Source organism: Corallibacter sp. (genome assembly GCF_048381695.1).
Lineage (GTDB): Bacteria > Bacteroidota > Bacteroidia > Flavobacteriales > Flavobacteriaceae > Corallibacter > Corallibacter vietnamensis.
Genome location: NZ_JBLXHI010000003.1, coordinates 44593 through 64622 on the forward strand (window position 1 = coordinate 44593; position 20030 = coordinate 64622).

Annotated in this window: 13 protein-coding genes; 6 read left to right on the forward strand and 7 right to left on the reverse strand. The window is 32.5% G+C overall.

Going from position 1 to position 20030, the window contains the following annotated elements:
- Positions 1-156: 156 nt before the first annotated feature.
- Together gyrA and ACN5J3_RS06475 are read left to right on the forward strand one after the other, a co-directional pair.
- Positions 157-2721: a DNA gyrase subunit A gene (gene gyrA / locus ACN5J3_RS06470; protein WP_418509833.1), complete on the forward strand. Its 2565-nt coding sequence runs from the start codon at positions 157-159 to the stop codon at positions 2719-2721.
- Positions 2722-2736: 15 nt separating this feature from the next.
- Complete coding sequence (locus tag ACN5J3_RS06475) at positions 2737-3984, forward strand: tetratricopeptide repeat protein (RefSeq protein WP_418511181.1); 1248 nt, start codon at positions 2737-2739, stop codon at positions 3982-3984.
- Between the two features lie 55 nt (positions 3985-4039).
- On the opposite strand, the gene ACN5J3_RS06480 is transcribed toward ACN5J3_RS06475, so the two are convergent.
- The gene (locus tag ACN5J3_RS06480) at positions 4040-4789 is read right to left on the reverse strand and encodes an NlpC/P60 family protein (RefSeq protein WP_418511183.1); all 750 of its coding nucleotides are present in this window, start codon (positions 4787-4789) and stop codon (positions 4040-4042) included.
- A gap of 12 nt (positions 4790-4801) precedes the next feature.
- The gene (locus ACN5J3_RS06485) at positions 4802-5980 is read right to left on the reverse strand and encodes an acetyl-CoA C-acyltransferase (protein WP_418511185.1); all 1179 of its coding nucleotides are present in this window, start codon (positions 5978-5980) and stop codon (positions 4802-4804) included.
- A 126-nt stretch (positions 5981-6106) separates the two neighbouring features.
- On the opposite strand from ACN5J3_RS06485, the gene ACN5J3_RS06490 reads away from it, so the two are divergent.
- The 4 genes from ACN5J3_RS06490 (at position 6107) to bglX (ending at position 13163) form a co-directional block, all read left to right on the forward strand.
- On the forward strand, positions 6107-8161 hold the full coding sequence (locus ACN5J3_RS06490; protein ID WP_418511186.1) for an HD family phosphohydrolase: 2055 nt from the start codon (positions 6107-6109) through the stop codon (positions 8159-8161).
- Between the two features lie 150 nt (positions 8162-8311).
- The gene (locus ACN5J3_RS06495; protein WP_418511187.1) at positions 8312-9364 is read left to right on the forward strand and encodes a GDSL-type esterase/lipase family protein; all 1053 of its coding nucleotides are present in this window, start codon (positions 8312-8314) and stop codon (positions 9362-9364) included.
- A 115-nt stretch (positions 9365-9479) separates the two neighbouring features.
- Complete coding sequence (locus tag ACN5J3_RS06500) at positions 9480-10856, forward strand: sialate O-acetylesterase (RefSeq protein WP_418511188.1); 1377 nt, start codon at positions 9480-9482, stop codon at positions 10854-10856.
- 108 nt (positions 10857-10964) lie between these two features.
- The gene (gene bglX / locus ACN5J3_RS06505) at positions 10965-13163 is read left to right on the forward strand and encodes a beta-glucosidase BglX (RefSeq protein ID WP_418511189.1); all 2199 of its coding nucleotides are present in this window, start codon (positions 10965-10967) and stop codon (positions 13161-13163) included.
- 76 nt (positions 13164-13239) lie between these two features.
- On the opposite strand, the gene ACN5J3_RS06510 is transcribed toward bglX, so the two are convergent.
- Genes ACN5J3_RS06510 through ACN5J3_RS06530 form a run of 5 tightly spaced genes read right to left on the reverse strand, consistent with a single transcriptional unit; the run spans position 13240 to position 20029 of the window.
- On the reverse strand, positions 13240-14571 hold the full coding sequence (locus ACN5J3_RS06510) for a glycoside hydrolase 5 family protein (RefSeq protein ID WP_418511190.1): 1332 nt from the start codon (positions 14569-14571) through the stop codon (positions 13240-13242).
- A 6-nt stretch (positions 14572-14577) separates the two neighbouring features.
- A complete protein-coding gene (locus ACN5J3_RS06515) occupies positions 14578-15810 on the reverse strand; it encodes a glycoside hydrolase family 26 protein (protein WP_418511191.1) in 1233 nt (410 codons plus the stop codon).
- 6 nt (positions 15811-15816) lie between these two features.
- Complete coding sequence (locus ACN5J3_RS06520) at positions 15817-16998, reverse strand: AGE family epimerase/isomerase (protein WP_418511192.1); 1182 nt, start codon at positions 16996-16998, stop codon at positions 15817-15819.
- Entirely contained in the window at positions 16998-18188 is a 1191-nt protein-coding gene (locus tag ACN5J3_RS06525) for a glycosidase (protein ID WP_417291018.1), read from the reverse strand. The genes ACN5J3_RS06520 and ACN5J3_RS06525 overlap by 1 nt, the downstream gene beginning before the upstream one ends.
- 2 nt (positions 18189-18190) lie before the next feature.
- On the reverse strand, positions 18191-20029 hold the full coding sequence (locus ACN5J3_RS06530; protein WP_418511193.1) for a sodium:solute symporter family protein: 1839 nt from the start codon (positions 20027-20029) through the stop codon (positions 18191-18193).
- Position 20030: the final 1 nt, after the last annotated feature.

Here is a 20030-nt window from a genome sequence, read left to right on the forward strand (position 1 = left end):
AAATCAAAAAAATTAACAGCTTACTTATTAACTAAAATAGTACTGGAAATTGTTAATAAAAAAAATAAAAAAGATAGAACAAACACCTATCATTACTACTTAATTGGTTATATTAGCTCGATTTGAAATTTTGAAAAAAACTAATTAATTTAATATATGGTAGAAGGAGAAAAACTCATTCCAATTAATATTGAAGATGAAATGAAATCGGCTTACATTGATTATTCAATGTCAGTCATTGTGTCACGTGCGTTACCAGATGTAAGAGATGGTTTGAAGCCTGTTCATAGACGCGTGCTTTTTGGTATGCATGAATTAGGAGTTAGGTCAAACACAGCACATAAGAAGTCAGCTAGAATTGTTGGAGAAGTTTTAGGTAAATATCATCCACACGGTGATTCATCTGTTTATGATACAATGGTACGTATGGCTCAAGAGTGGAGTTTACGTTATATGCTTGTTGATGGACAAGGAAACTTTGGATCTATAGATGGCGATAGCCCAGCAGCAATGCGTTATACTGAAGCGCGTATGCGAAAAATATCTGAAGACATGCTTGCAGATATCGATAAAGAAACTGTAGATCATAAATTAAATTTTGACGATACATTACAAGAACCAACAGTTCTTCCTACCAGAATACCTGGGCTATTAGTAAATGGTGCTTCTGGTATTGCTGTAGGTATGGCTACAAATATGCCGCCACATAACTTAAGTGAAGTTGTTGATGGTACAGTAGCTTATATTGATAATAACGATATAGAGATAGATGAGTTAATAACTTACATTAAAGCGCCAGATTTTCCTACAGGAGGAACTATTTATGGTTATGATGGAGTTCGTGAAGCCTTTAAAACAGGTCGCGGACGTATTGTAATGAGAGGTAAGGCAGTTATTGAAGAGGTTCAAGGTAGAGAATGTATAATCGTAACAGAAATTCCTTATCAAGTAAATAAGGCTGATATGATTAAAAAAACAGCCGACCTTGTAAATGACAAAAAACTTGAAGGTATCTCTACAATTAGAGACGAGTCTGACAGAAATGGAATGCGTATTGTTTACGTATTAAAAAGAGACGCAATACCTAATATAGTTTTAAATAAACTGTTTAAATACACGGCATTACAATCGTCTTTTAGTGTAAATAATATTGCATTAGTAAACGGAAGACCACAATTACTGAACCTTAAAGAACTTATTCATCATTTTGTAGAACATAGACATGATGTTGTAGTGCGTCGTACCAAATATGAATTACGTAAGGCAGAAGAGCGTGCGCACATATTAGAAGGATTAATAATAGCTTCAGATAATATTGATGAAGTTATAGCTTTAATTCGTGCATCTTCTAATGCTGATGAGGCTCGAGAAAAGTTAATAGAACGTTTTAAGCTATCTGAAATACAAGCCAAGGCTATTGTAGAGATGCGTCTACGTCAATTAACAGGTTTAGAACAAGATAAGCTACGTTCTGAATACGAGGAATTGATGAAAACTATTGAAGACTTAAAAGATATTCTAGACAAAAAAGAGCGTCGTATGAATATCATTAAAGATGAGCTTCTTGTTGTTAAAGATAAATACGGAGATGAGCGTCGTTCTATAATAGAGTATGCTGGAGGAGATTTAAGTATTGAAGATATGATTCCTGATGAGCAAGTAGTTATTACAATATCTCATGCCGGATACATAAAAAGAACATCTTTAACAGAATACAAAATACAAAATAGAGGAGGCGTTGGTCAAAAAGCATCAACAACAAGAAACGAAGATTTCCTAGAGAACTTATTTGTAGGTACAAACCATCAATACATGTTGTTCTTTACTCAAAAAGGTAAATGTTTCTGGATGCGTGTTTATGAAATTCCAGAAGGAAGCAAGACATCAAAAGGACGCGCTATTCAAAACCTTATAAATATAGAGCAAGACGATAAAGTTATGGCTTTTATTTGTACTCAAGACCTAAAAGATGAAGACTACATAAACAGTCATTACGTTATTATGGCTACAAAAAATGGTCAAGTAAAGAAAACAGCACTTGAGCAATATTCAAGACCAAGAACTAACGGTATTAACGCAATTACTATAAAAGAGGAAGATGAGCTATTAGAAGCAAAACTAACCACTGGTAATAGTCAAGTAATGTTAGCACTTAAGTCTGGTAAAGCCATTAGATTTGAAGAGGCTAAAACAAGGCCAATGGGAAGAAATGCTTCAGGAGTAAGAGGGATTACACTAGCAAACGATCAAGATGAAGTAATTGGTATGATCGCTATTGAAAATCCTCAAGAAGAATCTGTACTTGTTGTATCTGAAAATGGTTACGGTAAGCGTACTTTTATTGACGATCCTGAAGATGGAGAAGCTGTTTACAGAATTACAAACCGAGGAGGAAAAGGAGTTAAAACAATTTCTATTACAGAAAAAACAGGTCATTTAGTAGCAATTAAATCTGTAACTGATGAAGATGATTTAATGATCATTAATAAATCTGGAATTGCAATTAGAATGGCAGTTAACAACCTTCGAGTTATGGGACGTGCTACACAAGGAGTAAAACTTATAAACTTAAAAGGAAAAGATTCTATAGCAGCAGTAGCAAAAGTAATGAAAGACGAAGATGAGCCTATTGATGCTGAAGCATTAGAATCTAATGAAACCATAGAAAATGGTACAAATCTTGATAATACTCAAGAAGATCAAAATAATAACGATAATTAATAAAAAAACAGAAAAATGAAAAATACACTAATAGTTGCTTTATCCCTATCGGTAACTACGTTTTCTTTTGCTCAAAAAAAGGAATTGAAAACAGCTGAAAAAGCTATAAAAAATGCAAACTATGCAGAAGCTAAAACAGCTTTAGGTCAAGCAAAGTCTTTAATGTCTTCTATGGATGACAAATTAAAAGATAAATATAACTTCCTTAATGCAAAAGCGCTTTATGCAAACGGAACCGGAAGCCAGTCAGATATAAATGAGGCTTTAACAAGTTTAGAAAGTGTTTCAGCTGATTATGCATCTGAATTGTCAGAACTTAAAACTGCGATGGAAAATGATTTTTTAACCAAAGCAAATGAAGCATACAAAAGCAACAATTTTTCACTAGCTACAGATAAATTTGAGCAACTTTATAGAGTTGTACCATCAGACACAACATATTTATATTATGCTGCTGTTAGTGCTGTAAGTGGGCAAGACTATGATTCTGCTTTAAGTCATTATTTAAAATTAAGTGATTTAGGATATACAGGTCAAGAAAAGCAATATTACGCAACAAATGTAGAAACAGGAGAAGAAGAAGTTTTTGATAAAGCAACAAGAGATATTTTAGTAAAAGGAGACGACTATATCAAACCTGTTGATCGTATGACAGAATCTAAATTAGCTGAAATAACCAAAAACATTGCACTTATTTATGTTAATTTAGACAAAAATGATGAAGCTATCGCTGCTATAAAAAAGGCTAGAGCCAATGAGCCAAGTGATGTTAATTTGATATTAACAGAAGCTAACCTTCAATATAAAATGGGTAATACAGATGCTTACAAATCTTTAATAGAAGAAGCTATCGAGTTAGATCCTAACAACATTGACTTATTTTATAATTTAGGAGTTCTTTCTGCAGAATCAGGAAATAACGAAAAGGCAAAAGAATATTACAATAAAGTAATAGAAATGGATCCTACTTATGTTAATGCTCAAACAAATATTGCAGCATTAATTCTTGATGAAGAGAAAGATATCATTGAAGAAATGAATGGTTTAGGTAGTTCAGCTGCTGATAATAAGCGTTATGATGAGCTTAAGGAAGAAAGAATGAACGTATACAAATCTGCTATTCCTTATTTAGAAGCTGTATTAAAAATTAACCCTGATGATGTTCAAGTAACTAAAACGTTAATGAATATATACAGTGCTATAGATAATACTGCAAAATTTAAAGCTTTAAAAGCTAAATTAGAAACATTAGAAGGAAACTAGAATTTCTCTATTTCCTTTTAATCAAAAAAACACCGCTAAATTTTAGCGGTGTTTTTTATATAATCTTTTTAATGACTCGTAGTTTATGAGTGTGTTTTCTTAATTCGGCATTATATATACCAGAATGATCTAATCTATCAATACGTACTTTTCCATGTGCATGGATAATAAAATTATCTTTCATGATAATTCCAACATGTACAATATCTCCTTCAGCATTATCAAAAAAGGCTAAATCACCAGGGTCGCTTTCTTCAATAAAACTTAAAGCTTCACCTTGAGTAGCTTGCTGTGAGGCATCTCGTAATAATTTATAGCCATTTAATTTATAAACCATTTGAGTAAAACCTGAACAGTCAATACCAAAAGGTGTCTTTCCGCCCCAAAGATATGGTGTGTTTAAATACATAAAGGCGGTATTTATTAAAGACTCTTTTTCTTTTTTACTAGAAGTGATATTGCCATCATATGTGTGGTTTAATAGCGATAAACCGTTAAGACAAGCACCTAAAGGAATAGGGTAAAGCTGTTGGTTAACATCTTGAATGAACTCAACTAAATCGGTAGAAACTTTTGGTATTTCACTATTTAGTGAGTTGTATTGATCTTCAAGTATTTCAAAATACTGCTTATTATCTATCCAACCTTCGTAGTTATCAAATGCAAGACGAATTCTACTCCAATTTTTACGTTGTTCAAGCACTTTAAAGTAATCACCATAGAGTACTTGTGAAACAAGTTCACTTTTATCAGATGGTTCAAACCTTAAAGGAACAATGCTTAAATTACAAATTCCGTATTGCATTTAGTTTCTGGTTTAGTTTCTTTCTATAACAACTGCAGAAGCACCGCCGCCGCCATTACAAATAGCTGCAGCACCAATTTTTGCATCGTTTTGTTCTAAAACATTTAATAGGGTGATTAATATTCTTACACCAGAACAACCTAGTGGATGTCCTAAAGAAACGGCACCACCGTTAACATTTACGTTTTTATCGCTTAAACCTAAAATTTTCATGTTTGCTAATCCTACAACAGAGAAGGCTTCGTTAAACTCGAAGTAATCAACATCATCTATTGATATGTTCGCTTTATCTAAAGCTTTTGGAAGCGCTTTTGCTGGAGCAGTTGTAAACCATTCTGGTTCGTGAGCAGCATCAGCATAACTTTTTATTGTAGCAAGTGGTTTTAGTCCTAATTCTTCTGCTTTTTCTTTGCTCATTAAAACCATAGCTCCAGCACCATCATTTATTGTAGAAGCGTTTGCTGCTGTAACAGTACCATCTTTAGTGAAAGCAGGTCTTAAAGCAGGAATTTTATCCATTTTTACATTAGAAAATTCTTCATCTTTATTTATTATAATAGCATCACCACGGCGTTGAGGTACTTCAACAGGAACTACTTCGTTGTCAAACTTTCCTGCTTCCCAAGCAGCAGCAGATCTATTGTATGATTGAATAGCAAATGCATCCTGGTCTTCTCTAGAGAATTCATATTCAGTTGCACAAGCATCAGCACAAACACCCATAGCGTTTTGATTGTAAGCATCTACTAAACCGTCTTTTTGCATACCATCTATCATGGTTGCAGGTCCAAATTTAGTTGCAGAACGTGCGTGAAAGTAATGTGGAATTAAACTCATGTTTTCCATACCACCAGCAACAACAACATCTGCATCACCCAAAGCAATTGCTTGAGCAGCTTGCATAACAGCTTTCATTCCAGAAGCACATACTTTGTTTATTGTAGTACAAGGAACAGTATTAGGAATACCAGCATAAATAGCCGCTTGTCTTGCAGGAGCTTGTCCTGTTCCAGCTTGAACAACATTACCCATTAAAACTTCTTGAACCATTTCTGGCTTTAAATTTATTTTATCTAATGCACCTTTTATAGCAATAGCTCCTAATTTAGGAGCAGGTATTGTTGATAATGATCCTAAAAAACTTCCAATTGGAGTTCTAGCAGCAGAAACAATAACGACGTCTTTATTCATTTTGATTTTTCTTTTTTTAATTCTCGCAAAAATAATGATTTTTTTATAGAACAGAGAATGATTACTCTATTATAAGCGATTGAAAAAGGTTATATTTTTATTACATTTGAGATATTAAACCACTTCATGAAAGACTTTATTAATTTACTATATAGAAATCACTCATTAGTATACAAACTGCTTCTTTTTATAGGTACTACATTTTTAATTGTTTATCTATTTCCTAAAAGCGGTAAGTTTAAATATAATTTCGAAAAAGGAAAGCCTTGGCAATCAGAGAATTTATATGCTCCTTTCAATTTTGCCATAAAAAAGACGGATGCTGAAATTACATCAGAAAAAAAACTTATCACAGATAATAGTACCCTTTATTTTAATGTTGATGTTGCAGTAAAAAATCAAGTATATAAGTTATACGACCAAGAGTTTAAAACAATTTTTAATGATTCGTTATCTAAATTACCCGATAATGTTTTGTATAAAACAGGTAAGCAAATTTTAAATGATTTGTATAATTATGGTTTTTTGAATCAAGACCATAATTTTTCTAACTCACAAAAGGTCGTTCTATTAAATAATCGTGTAGAGTATAAAAAAACAACGTACTCAAATCTAATAAGTCAAAGTGAGTTGACTAGTTTTATAGAGGATGATTTAAAAAGCAATGGATTAAATCGCTATAAAACACAATTTACTTCTTTGTTTTTTGATATTGTAGAACCTAATTTAACGTATGATAAAGCTTTTACTGAGAAGGTATTACAAGAGGAACTTAACAAAATTTCTTATACCAGAGGAAGTGTAGAAAAAGAGACACTTATTATTTCTAAAGGAGAAGTGGTAGAAGGTGATAAATATCAGAAATTACGTTCTTTAGAGTTGGAGTATGAGTCTCAAGTCTGGACAGATACCAATTATTATTTAATAGTATTTGCTTATACTGTTTTGGTTGCATTAGCATTGTTAATGTTGCTTTTATTCTTAAGAAAATATAGGCTTGATGTTTTTGAAAACAATACCAAAGTAACCTTTATATTTTTCAATATTTTCTTAATGGTGCTTATTACAACTTTGGTTGTAAATTACAATTCTAAATATATTTATGTTGTACCAATTTGTATACTACCGCTTGTGTTAAAAGCTTTTTTTGACGCTAGATTAGGTTTATTTACTCATGTTGTTACGGTTTTACTGTTAGGATCTATTGTGTCTAATAGCTATGAGTATATGTTTTTGCAAATCATTGCAGGTATTGTAACTATTTTAACAATTTCAGAATTATATAAGCGCGCTAATTTATTTATATCAGTAGGTCAAATAACGCTTATTTACATTATCGCTTATTTTGCATTTTTTGTAATACATGAAGGAAGTATAGAGTCACTTAAGTGGGAAACATTTGGGCTCTTTGTACTATGCGGTTTAGCTACACTTTTTGTACAACCACTTATATATGCTTATGAAAAATTATTTGGATTAGTTTCAGATGTATCGCTTCTTGAGTTGTCAGATACAAATTCTAAATTACTTAAAGAGCTTTCTAATAAAGCTCCAGGAACTTTTCATCATTCATTAAATGTAGCAAATTTAGCTGAAGCTGCTGCAAACGAGATAGGAGCAAATGCTATGCTTGCTAGAGTAGGTGCTTTATATCATGATATCGGGAAAATGAAAAACCCTACGTATTTTACAGAAAACCAACCAACAGGTATAAGCCCTCATGACGAGCTGTCATCTAGAGAAAGTGCTTCTATTATTATAGATCATGTTATAAATGGAATAGAAATAGCAAAAAAGAATAACCTACCAGACCGTGTAATAGATTTTATAAGAACTCACCATGGAACAAGTGTTGTTTACTATTTTTATATGAAAGAAAAGGAAACGAGTTTAGACTCTCAAGTAGATAAATCGGTTTTTTCATATCCTGGTCCAAAGCCTTTTAGTAAAGAAACCGCAATTCTTATGATGTGTGATAGTGTAGAAGCAGCTTCAAAAAGCTTAAGAGAACCAACCTCTTCAAAAATTGATGATTTTGTAGAAAATATAATCAATAAACAAATGGCAGAAGAACAGTTTTTAAATGCCAATATTACGTTTAAAGAAATTCAATCTATCAAAAAAGTATTAAAGAGAAAACTAGCTAACATTTATCACTTAAGAATAGAATACCCAGAATAGATATTATTTTATCATTTTAAGCAACTTTTTTACCAATTTACTAACCAAAGTATTTCACATATTAATTAAATAGTAAATTAGTGAAAAATATATTGTATGATAACTAAATATTTAAAATTATCTCTTTACTGTCTTACATTAGTCATGATTATGTCTTGCAAAAAAGATAAAGAACTTTTATTGTTTAATCCCAATAATCCTAGTTTTAATTATTCAGGTAGAGTCTTCATAAACAGTAATGCTGTTTCTTTAATAGGTTCTGCTTCCTCTGTTGTTTTTAAAGTAAAAGGTAATTCTGTAAACTTACTATTGCAATCAGAATTTAAACCAAGAAATTATGTAGCATTAGTTATAAACGGTAAATATCAAAAACGATATACTATTACAGGAGATAGTATTAATAAAATAAACTTAAAACTTCCTGAAAACGAAAATAATACAATTGAAATATATAAAGCTACTGAAGCAGCTAGCGGCGAAGTCTTATTTTATGGTGTGGAAGCATTTGATATAGCTTCTGTGACAAATTCTAATACGTATTCTATTGAATTTATAGGGGATTCTATAACCTGTGGAGCATTATCAGATAATAGCGGTATAGACTGTAATCAAGGCGAATATATAGATCAACACAATGCTTATTTAGCATATGGACCAAGGCTTTCAAGATTGTTAAACGCGAATTTTGTTTTAAGTTCAGTTTCAGGAATAGGTATGTATCGTAATTGGAATGATGAAAATATTGAGCAACCTATTATGCCCCAAGTATATGATAATTTATCATTAAATGAGGATGATTCTAAACCATATAATATAAATTTTCAACCAGATGTTGTAAGTATTTGTTTAGGAACTAATGATATGTCTCAAGGAGATGGCGTAAAAGAGCGATTACCATTCAATTCTGAAAAATATACTAGCAACTATATAGAATTTGTAAAAACTATCTATAAGCGTTATCCAAACACTAAAATAGCAATTCTTAACAGTCCTATGATTCAAGGAGAAGGAAATGACACTTTGGTTAAATGTTTAAATAAAGTAAAAAGTTATTTTAAAATCAATGCAGAAAAGGACATTGAAATTTTTCAGTTTGATAAAGTTTATCCTAATGGTTGTAACTATCACCCAAGTGTCGATGAGCACAAAGAAATGGCAGAAAAACTAAAGCCATTTTTCAATAAGCTTTTAAAAAATAATTAAAGCATTCTACTGATTAGCAATTTGTGCTTTACCTAAAAGGTTCTTTCATAATTATTATGTCAATAACAAATTGCTAATTAATCAATTAAAATAAGTTGAATTTTTTTAGTCAATTATGAAGAAATATTTTTTATATATACTAGGTTTAATAGCTTTAAACACCAATGCGAATGTGACATTGCCAGCCATATTTTCAGATCATATGGTATTACAGCAAAATGAAAATGTTAAGTTTTGGGGATGGGCGACACCTAATGAAGAGGTTGCAGTTATGCCTTCTTGGACAGATAAAGTTTTTAAAGTAACAGCAAATAGCCAAGCGAAATGGGAAGTGTTAGTAAAAACTCCAAAATCAGGAACATCTTATACAATAACAGTTAAGGGATATAACGAAATTATTATTAATGATGTTTTGATTGGTGAGGTTTGGTTATGTTCAGGGCAGTCTAATATGGAGATGTCAGCTTCTTGGGGTATTGATAATCAAGAGCAAGAAGTAGCAAATGCAAATCATCCAAATATTAGGTTTTTTAGAGTTGAGAAATCTTCATCAAAATATCCCCAAGAACACCTTATTGGAAAGTGGGAAATATGTACTCCTGAAAGCATGGTGTATAATAGTGCTGTAGCATACTATTTTTCAAAAAAGCTTCAAGATAACATGCAAAATTTACCTGTAGGGTTAATTGTTTCGGCTTGGGGTGGAACACCAATAGAAATTTGGACGCCTGAAAATATTATACTTGAGGATGCTATCTTAAATGAAGCGGCAAGTAAGCATGAAGTTCAAGAATGGGGACCAATTAAACCTGGAAAAGCATATAATGCAATGATACATCCTTTTGTAGGCTATAATTTGGCAGGCGTATTATGGTATCAAGGTGAGGCAAATGTAGGCTCAAGTGTTTATGACCGTTCCTTGTCGGCTTTAATTCAATCTTGGCGTGCTTTATGGCAAGATAATTTTCCTTTTTATTTTGTTCAAATAGCGCCTTGGAAATACGGAGAAAACCATTTTGGTGGCGCGCAAGTTCGCGATTCTCAACGTAATGTTCTTAACCTAGTAAAAAATGTAGATATGGTTGTTATTGATGATGTTTCAACAATTGATGAAATTCATCCACCTAACAAGAAAACAGTTGGAGAGCGATTAGCAAATATAGCACTGAAAAAGCATTATAAAACAATAACAGATTTAGTGAATGGACCACTTTACTTAAAGGTGAAATTTATAAAAAATAAAGCTCAATTATATCTTGAAAATAATTCAGGATTATATTCAAAAAGTAAAACATCTCTTTTTGAAATAGCGGGTTCTGATAAGGTTTATTATCCTGCTAAATTCAAAATTAAGGACGATTACGTAGAAATATTTTCAAGTAAAGTCTCTAGTCCAAAATACATCAGATATGCATGGAAAAACACGGCTCAATCTAACATTTTTAATAAAGCTAACATACCAATGTCTGTATTTACTACAGAAGAATATTAATAAGACTATTTAAATATGAAACAATGTGTAATACAAATGTTTGTCCTATCCTTGTGTATCATTTTTACAGGGTGCGATTCTAATAAACAAAAACAGACAACAAGACATATGAATACTGAAATAGATAAAAAAGTAGATTCACTTTTAAAACTTATGACCATAGAGGAGAAAGTTGGTCAAATGAATCAATATAATGGTTTTTGGGATGTTACTGGACCTGCACCAGAAGGTGGAAGTGCCGAAAAAAAATATGAACATTTACGTAATGGTTGGGTTGGTTCAATGCTAACAGTAAGAGGTGCAAAAGAGGTAAGAGCAGTACAAAAAATAGCAGTAGAAGAAACGCGTTTAGGAATTCCGTTAATAATTGGTTTTGACGTTATACATGGTTACAAAACCTTGAGCCCAATACCTCTAGCTGAAGCAGCTAGTTGGGATTTAAAAGCGATAGAAAAATCTGCTAGTGTAGCAGCAGCAGAGGCTTCAGCATCAGGTATAAACTGGACATTTGGCCCAATGGTTGATATAGGAAGAGATGCGCGTTGGGGACGAGTTATGGAAGGAGCAGGAGAAGACCCATTTTTAGGAAGTCTTATTGCACAAGCTCGAGTAAAAGGATTTCAAGGAGATGATCTTTCTGCGGTAAATACAATAGCAGCTTGTGCTAAACATTTTGCAGCTTATGGTTTTGCTGAAGCAGGTAAAGAATATAATACTGTAGATATTGGTACATCTACACTGCATAATATTGTGTTGCCACCTTTTAAAGCAGCTGCTGAAGCAGGTGTTAGAACTTTTATGAATTCTTTTAACGAATTAAATGGAGTTCCGGTTACTGGAAGTTCTTATTTACAACGTGATATTTTAAAAGGAGAATGGGGATTTAATGGCTTTGTAGTTTCTGATTGGGCTTCTATAAACGAAATGATTTCTTGGGGACATGCAAAAGACAAGCGTGAAGCAGCAAAAATAGCAGCCATTGCAGGGTCAGACATGGATATGGAAGGCAATGTGTATGTAGAAGAATTGGCTCAATTAGTAAAAGATGGTGTTGTAGAAGAAGCTATTCTAGATGATGCTGTTAGCCGTATTTTAAAAGTTAAATTTGAATTAGGCTTGTTTGATGATCCATATAAATATTGCGACGAAACAAGAGAAAAAGAAGTAATAGGAAGTAAAAAACATCGAGAAGCAGTTTTAGATATGGCCAAGAAGTCTATCGTTTTACTAAAAAATAAAAATAATTTATTACCTCTAAAAAAAGAAGGTCAAAAAATAGCTTTAATAGGAGCTTTAGCGTCAGATAAATCAAGTCCGCTAGGTAGTTGGAGAATAGCTTCAGATGATGAAACAGCTGTATCTGTTTTAGAAGGAATGCAAAAATATACAGGCAATTCGCTAAACTATGTAAAAGGTCCAGATGTTGCTTTAGAGACAACAACATTTTTGCATGAAGTAAAGCTTAATACAACAGATACATCAGGATTAGAAGAAGCTATTAATGCTGCAAAATCATCAGATGTTGTAGTTATGGTTTTAGGTGAATATGGTTTTCAAACAGGTGAAGGTAGAAGTAGAACAAATTTACAATTACCGGGAGTGCAGCAAGAGTTGCTAGAGGCAGTTTATAAGGTTAACCCTAATATTGTTTTAGTATTAAATAATGGTAGGCCATTAGCTATAAGTTGGGCAGATGAACATATTCCTGCAATTGTTGAAGCGTGGCAATTAGGAACTGAAACAGGAAATGCGGTAGCTGAAGTGTTATATGGCGATTATAATCCAAGCGGAAAATTACCAATGACATTCCCTAGAAATGTAGGGCAAGTTCCTATTTATTATAATTATAAGAATACTGGTCGTCCTGTAGATAAAGATGATAATGTATTTTGGTCTCATTATGTTGATGTTGATAAAACTCCATTGTACCCTTTTGGGCATGGTTTAAGTTACACAAGTTTTGAATATTCTGACTTGAAACTGAATGCAAGCACTTTCTCTGTAAATGATGATGTACAAGTATCAGTGACTGTAACCAATACAGGAAAAGTTGAAGGAAAAGAAGTGGTTCAATTATATATTAGAGATTTAGTAGGCAGTATTACTAGGCCTGTTAAAGAATTAAAAGCTTTTGAAATGGTTACGTTGCAACCAGGAGTATCAAAAACAGTAAATTTTGTTTTGAATAAGGAAGCGTTAGGCTTTTATAATAATGACGGTAAATATGTTATTGAGCCTGGAGATTTTAAAGTGTTTTTAGGCGGTAGTTCAGATACTGTTTTAGAAGCAGATTTCACATTAGAGTAGTATAGCTTTTATATCAAAAAAAAATCCCTGAACATACTTCAGGGATTTTTTTATGAATTTAATTTACTAATAGTTTTTAATCTAACAAGGTTTGATTAGCCTCTTTTATAAGATTTAAAGTAGAAGTATCTGACGCAAAAACAGAATTCAATCCTTGAGGTTCTTGCGGTGGATCAGCTGTAAAATCATCACCATGTTGCCACTTTCCGTTATCTGGGTTTGTTTTTGCAAAACCAGCAAATCCCCAAAAATTTAAACCAGCAAGTACGCCTTGTGATTTTTTACTATCAATAATTCTGTTAAAAATAGCTTTGTAAAAGGTGTCTCTGTTTTCAATAGAAGCATCAAGTGATAAGCTTTCTTTTTCTCTTGGAAACCCGAACTCTGACATAACAATAGGTTTGTTTATTTTTTCTGCTATTAAAATGTGCTCATTCATATATGTGTTTGCGTTCTTGATAGAAACTTGAGTAGATTCTTTTTCGTTATTAATATCATACCAACCCCAGTTTTTTGGCCACATGTGCATAGCTAAATAATCTATGTTTTTATTAGTATGTAGTCTTTCAAACATATCCATATTTTGTAAAAAACCATGTTTTCCTTCTGTTCCAGTTGACACTAAATGAATAGGGTCTAGTTTTTTTATTAAAGCAACAGTTTCGTTTAGCCATTCAGCAAAAGCTGTTTCGTGATCTGGTGTCATTAATACACGAGGTTCATTAGCAACTTGCCAAGACATGATTGTATTATCATCTGTATATTTTAAACCAGTATAAGGGTTTGTTCTGGTCATTAAAAAGGTGACATGCTTATAATATGCTTCTTTACATGGTTTACAGCTATGAAATTGTTTTGTGTAATTCATGTATTCGTCCCAAGTGTATTGTTCTAAAAACGGGTTTGGCACGTCTCCATAACCATTCCATTTTAAATATTCAGACATTCCACCAGACCAAATCCAGTTGTTGTTCATGTAAAGTACGGCATACATATTTCGTTTTCGCATTTCAGCTAAAAGGAAATCTAAACCATCTAATAAATCCTCATTGTAAACACCTTGTTCTGGTTGTAATGCAGGATGTACTCTCGAGTCTCCGCCATCACCTTCAGCACCTGCCAGAATACGTAAGTTGTCTATTCCAACAGATTTCATGAGATCTAATTCTTTAATTAAACGTTCTCTATCACCAATATTTTTAGCACCAATTAGTGGGCCATACCAGTAGTTTGCACCAATAAAGTAATATGGTTCATCTCCTTTATAAAATTTTGAATCTTTAATAGATATAAGATCTACTTTGTTTATGCTAGGTGTTTCTTGCTCACTACTTATTGTTTCTTGCTTTTTATCTTTACAAGAAAACATAATAGAAAGTAGTAAAATTATAAGAGTGTTTTTTTTCATAGTAAATTAAGGTAATTGATACATGTTAGGCATGTTGTTTTCTAATACTGATTTTGTTTTTTCTGTAAACTGAATAAAGTCTGTAGCGTCTGACATACCAGGAATAGGAGTGTAGTAGCTATTTTCTGTGTTATTCCAAAACATCATAAATGCAATTTCATTATTATTGTTTGTTATTGCGTTATAAATGTTGTTTGAATATAGGTTTTGTATAGGGCTATTTTGTCCTGGAGTTACAGCGTAACCTGTTTCTGTAAGTGCAGCAATTTTTACCTTCTCTTTAGCAAGGTTAGAAATAATTTGGAGTTTATTATTAGCATTTGTAACACCTATTTCCCCTTGATTATTAAAATCTCCATAGTTGTCCATACCTAAAATATCAACATAATTATCTCCAGGGTAGCGTTCTAGGTATTCACTAGCAGTACTAAACTGATTATCTGGAGAGAAAGCAAATAACATATTGTCTACATTTTTAGTGTCTTTTAAATAAGTAACAGTGAATTGCCACAGTTGTTTATATTGATTTGCTGTACAATATGGCTTTCCCCACCAAAACCAGTGTCCGTCAAACTCGTGAAAAGGTCTAAATATGATTGGGATTTTTTTACCATCGTCACCAATGAGGTTATTTGTTATTTGTGCAACTTTATCAAGCTTTTGTTTGTAGTATTCATGATTTGTACCACCTGGTAATATACTCTGAAAAGCATTGTTTATTTGAAAATCTGTCATTTCACTAACATAGAAAGAGTTTCCTTCATAAGGTTCTCTAAAATGCCACGAAAAAGCATTCACTAAACCTTTATTGTAAGCTTCAATGGCATCACTTATAATTTTTTGTTCTTGCTGGTAAAACCAATTTGAAGCTGTTTCGTCGTTATTATCATCTGTTATGAACATAAAGTCAGAACCTAATAATCCTGGGTCATGACCTGTGATTTTTTTTATATCAGAATCACCTTGATTGTTGTTGTAAAAACTATTAAAAGCATCTTGTTGACCAATGATAAATTTATCTTTAGACAGTGTTTTTAAATTATAAAACAGTGCAACTGTTTCTTGAGTTGCATTTGGATTAACCATATAATTTTGTGTGTCATTGGGGTTTAAAATAAAAGAATCATTAGTGTCATCATTACTACCGCTTGGTGTAAATTGAGTGTTTTTAGGAGTGTCAGACGAACATCCTATTGCTGATATAGCAGTGGCTATAATGATTATAAAAATCTTTTTCATACGTTGTTAGTTATTAAGCATTATGCAGGCACGCGATGTATGATAAGGAGCTTTCCACATACTTACTTTGTCTTCGTTTTTATAAATGTTTCCAAGTTTATCAACTCTAAAAAACCACTCTCCATTTTTTGAATCTAGTAAGTTGTTTTTAGTGAATTGCCAGATTTTTTGAGAGGCATTAATGTATTTATTGTCATTTGTTAGTTCATAAGCATATTTTAAACCAACTAATGCTTCAACTTGAGGCCACCAATGCCTATCTGTGTCTTTATGATTGGTGGAAATATTTTTTTCATTAATTACAGCTCCTTCGGTATCTATGCCTTCAGCTAAAAAGGTGTTTGCTACATCAATGGCAACTTTGTTTGCTTTTTTTAGTAACTCGTTGTTGTTTATTTGTTTAGCAGCTTCTATAACAAGCCAAGCAGCTTCAATATCATGACCATAGGAAACAGAATGACTCAATAAGTTCCAATCATCATCAAAAAATAATTCATAGTGATTTTCTTTATTCAAAAAAGTATTTAAGAATAAAGAGGTTAATACTGTAAGTGATTCTTTAAGGTCGTCATTGTCATAAATTTTTGCCAAAGACGTGTATGCTTCAAGTATATGAAGGTGTGTGTTCATTGTTTTTGAAGCATTCATATCTTTTTCACTTAATCTCATATCTTTAATAGGAGACCAATCTTTATTAAAGGCTTCTAAATAACCGAGTTTTTTAGTGTCCTTTGCATGTTTCTCTATGAGTTTAAAAAGCTTTGTTGCCCAATTTTTGGCATCTTCATTTTTAGAAAACATATAGTATTCTGAAAGTGCATAAATGCCAAAAGCTTGAGCATATATTTGTTTACGACTATTTGTAGTATTTCCTTTAAAATCTAATTCCCAATAAAGACCTTCATTTATAGGGTCATTAAAGTGTTTTTTTAAATAGTCATAGGCTCTATCGCAAATATTTTGGTATTCGTTGGTTTTTAAATGATTTGATGCAGCTGAAAAGGACCATAGAATTCTAGTGTTAAGTATTATGCCTTTTGAAGCTTCTGGAATTATATTATTATAATGATCAATTCTACCAACAAAACCGCCGTATTTTAAATCTAAAGTATTCTCAATCCAGTAATTTAAGATATTATAGAGCTCATTATTTAATTCTGATTTTAATGTTTTATAATCTATAAGCATTAAAAAGCATCTTTATTTTTATCAATTAGTTTTAGTACGGTATCTACAGATCCAGCAGATGTATATGTGTCTTCTGGCGAGTTTACTACATAGTCTACAAGTTTTTCAATGGTAGAAGTTGCTACATGCATTCTTGTATCAGATGAACCATAATATATGTAAACAGAACCGTCTTCATCTTCAATCCAACCACTTGTAAATAGCACATTAGACACATCTCCAATACGTTCTTCTTCAACAGGACCCATAAAATGCCCTGCAGGTTGGTGTATAACTTTAGTTATATCGTTTAGATCTGTCATGAACATGTATAGAGTATATCGAAGTCCTGCGGCTGTATTTCTTACACCATGTGCTATGTGTAGCCAACCTTTTTCGGTTTTTATTGGAGCTGGTCCAAGACCATTTTTTAATTCGTATACGGTATGGTAATGTTTGTTGTTTATAATTGTTTCGTTTTCTACAACTGGTTTTGACATATCTGTTATATATCCAAGCCCAATTCCGCCGCCACTACCAACGCTTATAAAGCCATCTTGAGGTCTTGTGTAAACAGCATATTTTCCATTTATAAACTCTGGGTGCATAACAACATTACGTTGTTGTCCTGTGTTTGAAATTAAATCAGGTAATCTTTCCCAGTTTATTAAATCTTTAGTTCTTAATATCCCTGCATTTGCAATAGCTGAACTTGTATCGCCAGCTGGTGCTTCAGGATCTTTACGTTCTGTACAAAATATTCCATAAATCCATCCATCTTCATGTTGTGTCAGACGCATATCATACACATTTGTATCCGGATTTCCTTCTATTTGAGGTATGATACAAGGTTTGTCCCAAAATTCAAAATTGTCAATTCCGTTAGGACTTTCAGCAATAGCAAAAAATGATTTTCTATCATTACCTTCTACACGTACGCATAATATATATTTATCATTCCATTTTATTGCACCAGCATTAAAAGTAGCGTTAAACCCAATTCGCTCTAATGCATTAGGGTTTGTTTCTACATTAAGATCATAGCGCCAATGTACAGGAACGTGATCTGCTGTTACAATAGGATATTTATAACGATTATATATTCCGTTAGAGCTGAATAAAGCTTCGTTTTTACGGCTGATTAGGGCTTTATAATTTTCAAAAATTGTTTCAAATTTATAATTCTTGATATTTAAATCTTTTCTCATCATAGTTAATTAAGTTTTTCGTCAAGTTTATTCCACCAGAATTTTTTTAATAGTATAGAGCATACAATTAAAATAGCTACTGATATATATATAGGTGTTTGTTGTCTGAATATGATATACATTGGTAGAATAACTAATGTAGTTTGGGCAATGATGCCCAGAATAACATTTAGCATATCTCTTCCAAAATCTTTATTTTTTTTGAAATCTGGGTTTTCAGCAGTTAGCTTCTCATGAATAGGTTTCCAAAATCCCCAAGGACGTACATTTTTATAAAATGTTTTTAAAACAGCTTCATCTGTTGGTGGTGCTGTATAGGTACCTATTATAGAGCCTAAAATTGAAATTACAAGTAAAATAGGGAATAGGTATAGCCCTAAAACGTCAGGAAATAATTCAGGAATTATAGCAGCAGAAAGTAAACCAGACGCCATTCCCCAGAAAAATCCTTCGCCATTGAATCTCCACCAGTGCCATTTTAAAATGTTTGCACCAACATAGCTACCGTAAAGCACAGAAACAATCCATTGCAGCACTGAATTTACATCTTTCGCAAAGAAGCCTAATATTATACTAATGATAACAACTATGATACCAGTAGCGTAGTTCATTCTTTTAATATCTTTAGCTGATGCATCAGGCTTTGCGTATTTTAAGTAAATATCATTAACCAAGTAGGCTTGAGCTGCATTAAGCGTGCCAGCAAACGTTGACATAAAAGCTGCAATAAGCCCAGCTAGTAGAAGTCCCAGTAGACCTACTGGTGCAAATTGCATGATAGCAGTAGGTAGGATTAATTCAAAATCAATATTACCAGTTGCATTTACTAGATTTAGTTTTTCATAATATATAAGTGCTAGCGCTGCAAAACCAGCAATCATTAAATAGCGAATAGGCATCAGTATAACAGATACAAAACCACTCATTTTTGAAGCCTCAGCAGGTGATTTTGTTGAAAGTATTTTTTGCATATCATAGGTTGGGGCAGGACCAGCTACGCTTACAAGAACTCCTTTAAATACCATCATCATAAAAAATATAGTGAAGAGTCCAAAGCCGTCTTCTTTTATTTTTTGATTTACTTCAGGTATTATGTTGCTCCAGTCAAGATTAAGTTTCCAACCAAAAAATGGATTTTTCCAACCGTTAGGAACATTTAATGTGTTTTCGCCTACAGCAACAAAGCCTAAATAACCTATAACCAATGCAGCAATTGTCATAATAGCAAATTGCACTACATCTGCCCAAACAATTCCGGACATACCTCCTAATAGAGAGTAGAATACGGCAAATAGTGTAAATACTGTTCCGTAAAAGTGAGGAACATATTCAGCTGAAACATGAAAAGGTACATAGTTGCTTACCAATTCCCAAGGAATAAATATTTCTATAAATTTTCCTAATCCTATGAATCCGTAAGCTAAATACCCAAGACACATTATAAGTGCAAAAATTACAACTATGATATGTGATAATTTTGCACCTTTTTTAAAACCAAAACGAGTTCCTATCCATTCAGCGCCTGTTGTTGCATTAGAACGTCTTAACCATTTTGATAAATATACCATGAGGAATATTTGGTTAAACACAGGCCAAAGCCAGGGTATCCATGCGCTTTTTATGCCGTAAACGAACATAAGTGTTACGAGCCATATTGTTCCGGATATATCAAACATGCCAGACGCATTTGATAGTCCTAGCATATACCATGGGATTGATTTTCCTCCTAATAAGTAGTCGTCTTTACTTTGTTGAGCCCTTTTTCTTAAATAAAGCCCTATAAAAACAATTGTGGCTAAATATAGTAGGATTATAATAATGTCTACAGTGTGTAATAATTTCATA

Bases quoted from the DNA above. Each gene is read 5' to 3' on its own strand.
- ACN5J3_RS06495 (WP_418511187.1), top strand. From the start codon at position 8,312: ATGTCTTGCAAAAAAGATAAAGAACTTTTATTGTTTAATCCCAATAAT.
- bglX (WP_418511189.1), top strand. From the start codon at position 10,965: ATGAATACTGAAATAGATAAAAAAGTAGATTCACTTTTAAAACTTATG.
- ACN5J3_RS06480 (WP_418511183.1), bottom strand. From the start codon at position 4,789: ATGCAATACGGAATTTGTAATTTAAGCATTGTTCCTTTAAGGTTTGAA.
- ACN5J3_RS06485 (WP_418511185.1), bottom strand. From the start codon at position 5,980: ATGAATAAAGACGTCGTTATTGTTTCTGCTGCTAGAACTCCAATTGGA.
- ACN5J3_RS06490 (WP_418511186.1), top strand. From the start codon at position 6,107: ATGAAAGACTTTATTAATTTACTATATAGAAATCACTCATTAGTATAC.
- ACN5J3_RS06520 (WP_418511192.1), bottom strand. From the start codon at position 16,998: ATGCTTATAGATTATAAAACATTAAAATCAGAATTAAATAATGAGCTC.
- ACN5J3_RS06515 (WP_418511191.1), bottom strand. From the start codon at position 15,810: ATGAAAAAGATTTTTATAATCATTATAGCCACTGCTATATCAGCAATA.
- ACN5J3_RS06525 (WP_417291018.1), bottom strand. From the start codon at position 18,188: ATGATGAGAAAAGATTTAAATATCAAGAATTATAAATTTGAAACAATT.
- ACN5J3_RS06500 (WP_418511188.1), top strand. From the start codon at position 9,480: ATGAAGAAATATTTTTTATATATACTAGGTTTAATAGCTTTAAACACC.
- ACN5J3_RS06475 (WP_418511181.1), top strand. From the start codon at position 2,737: ATGAAAAATACACTAATAGTTGCTTTATCCCTATCGGTAACTACGTTT.
- gyrA (WP_418509833.1), top strand. From the start codon at position 157: ATGGTAGAAGGAGAAAAACTCATTCCAATTAATATTGAAGATGAAATG.
- ACN5J3_RS06510 (WP_418511190.1), bottom strand. From the start codon at position 14,571: ATGAAAAAAAACACTCTTATAATTTTACTACTTTCTATTATGTTTTCT.
- ACN5J3_RS06530 (WP_418511193.1), bottom strand. From the start codon at position 20,029: ATGAAATTATTACACACTGTAGACATTATTATAATCCTACTATATTTA.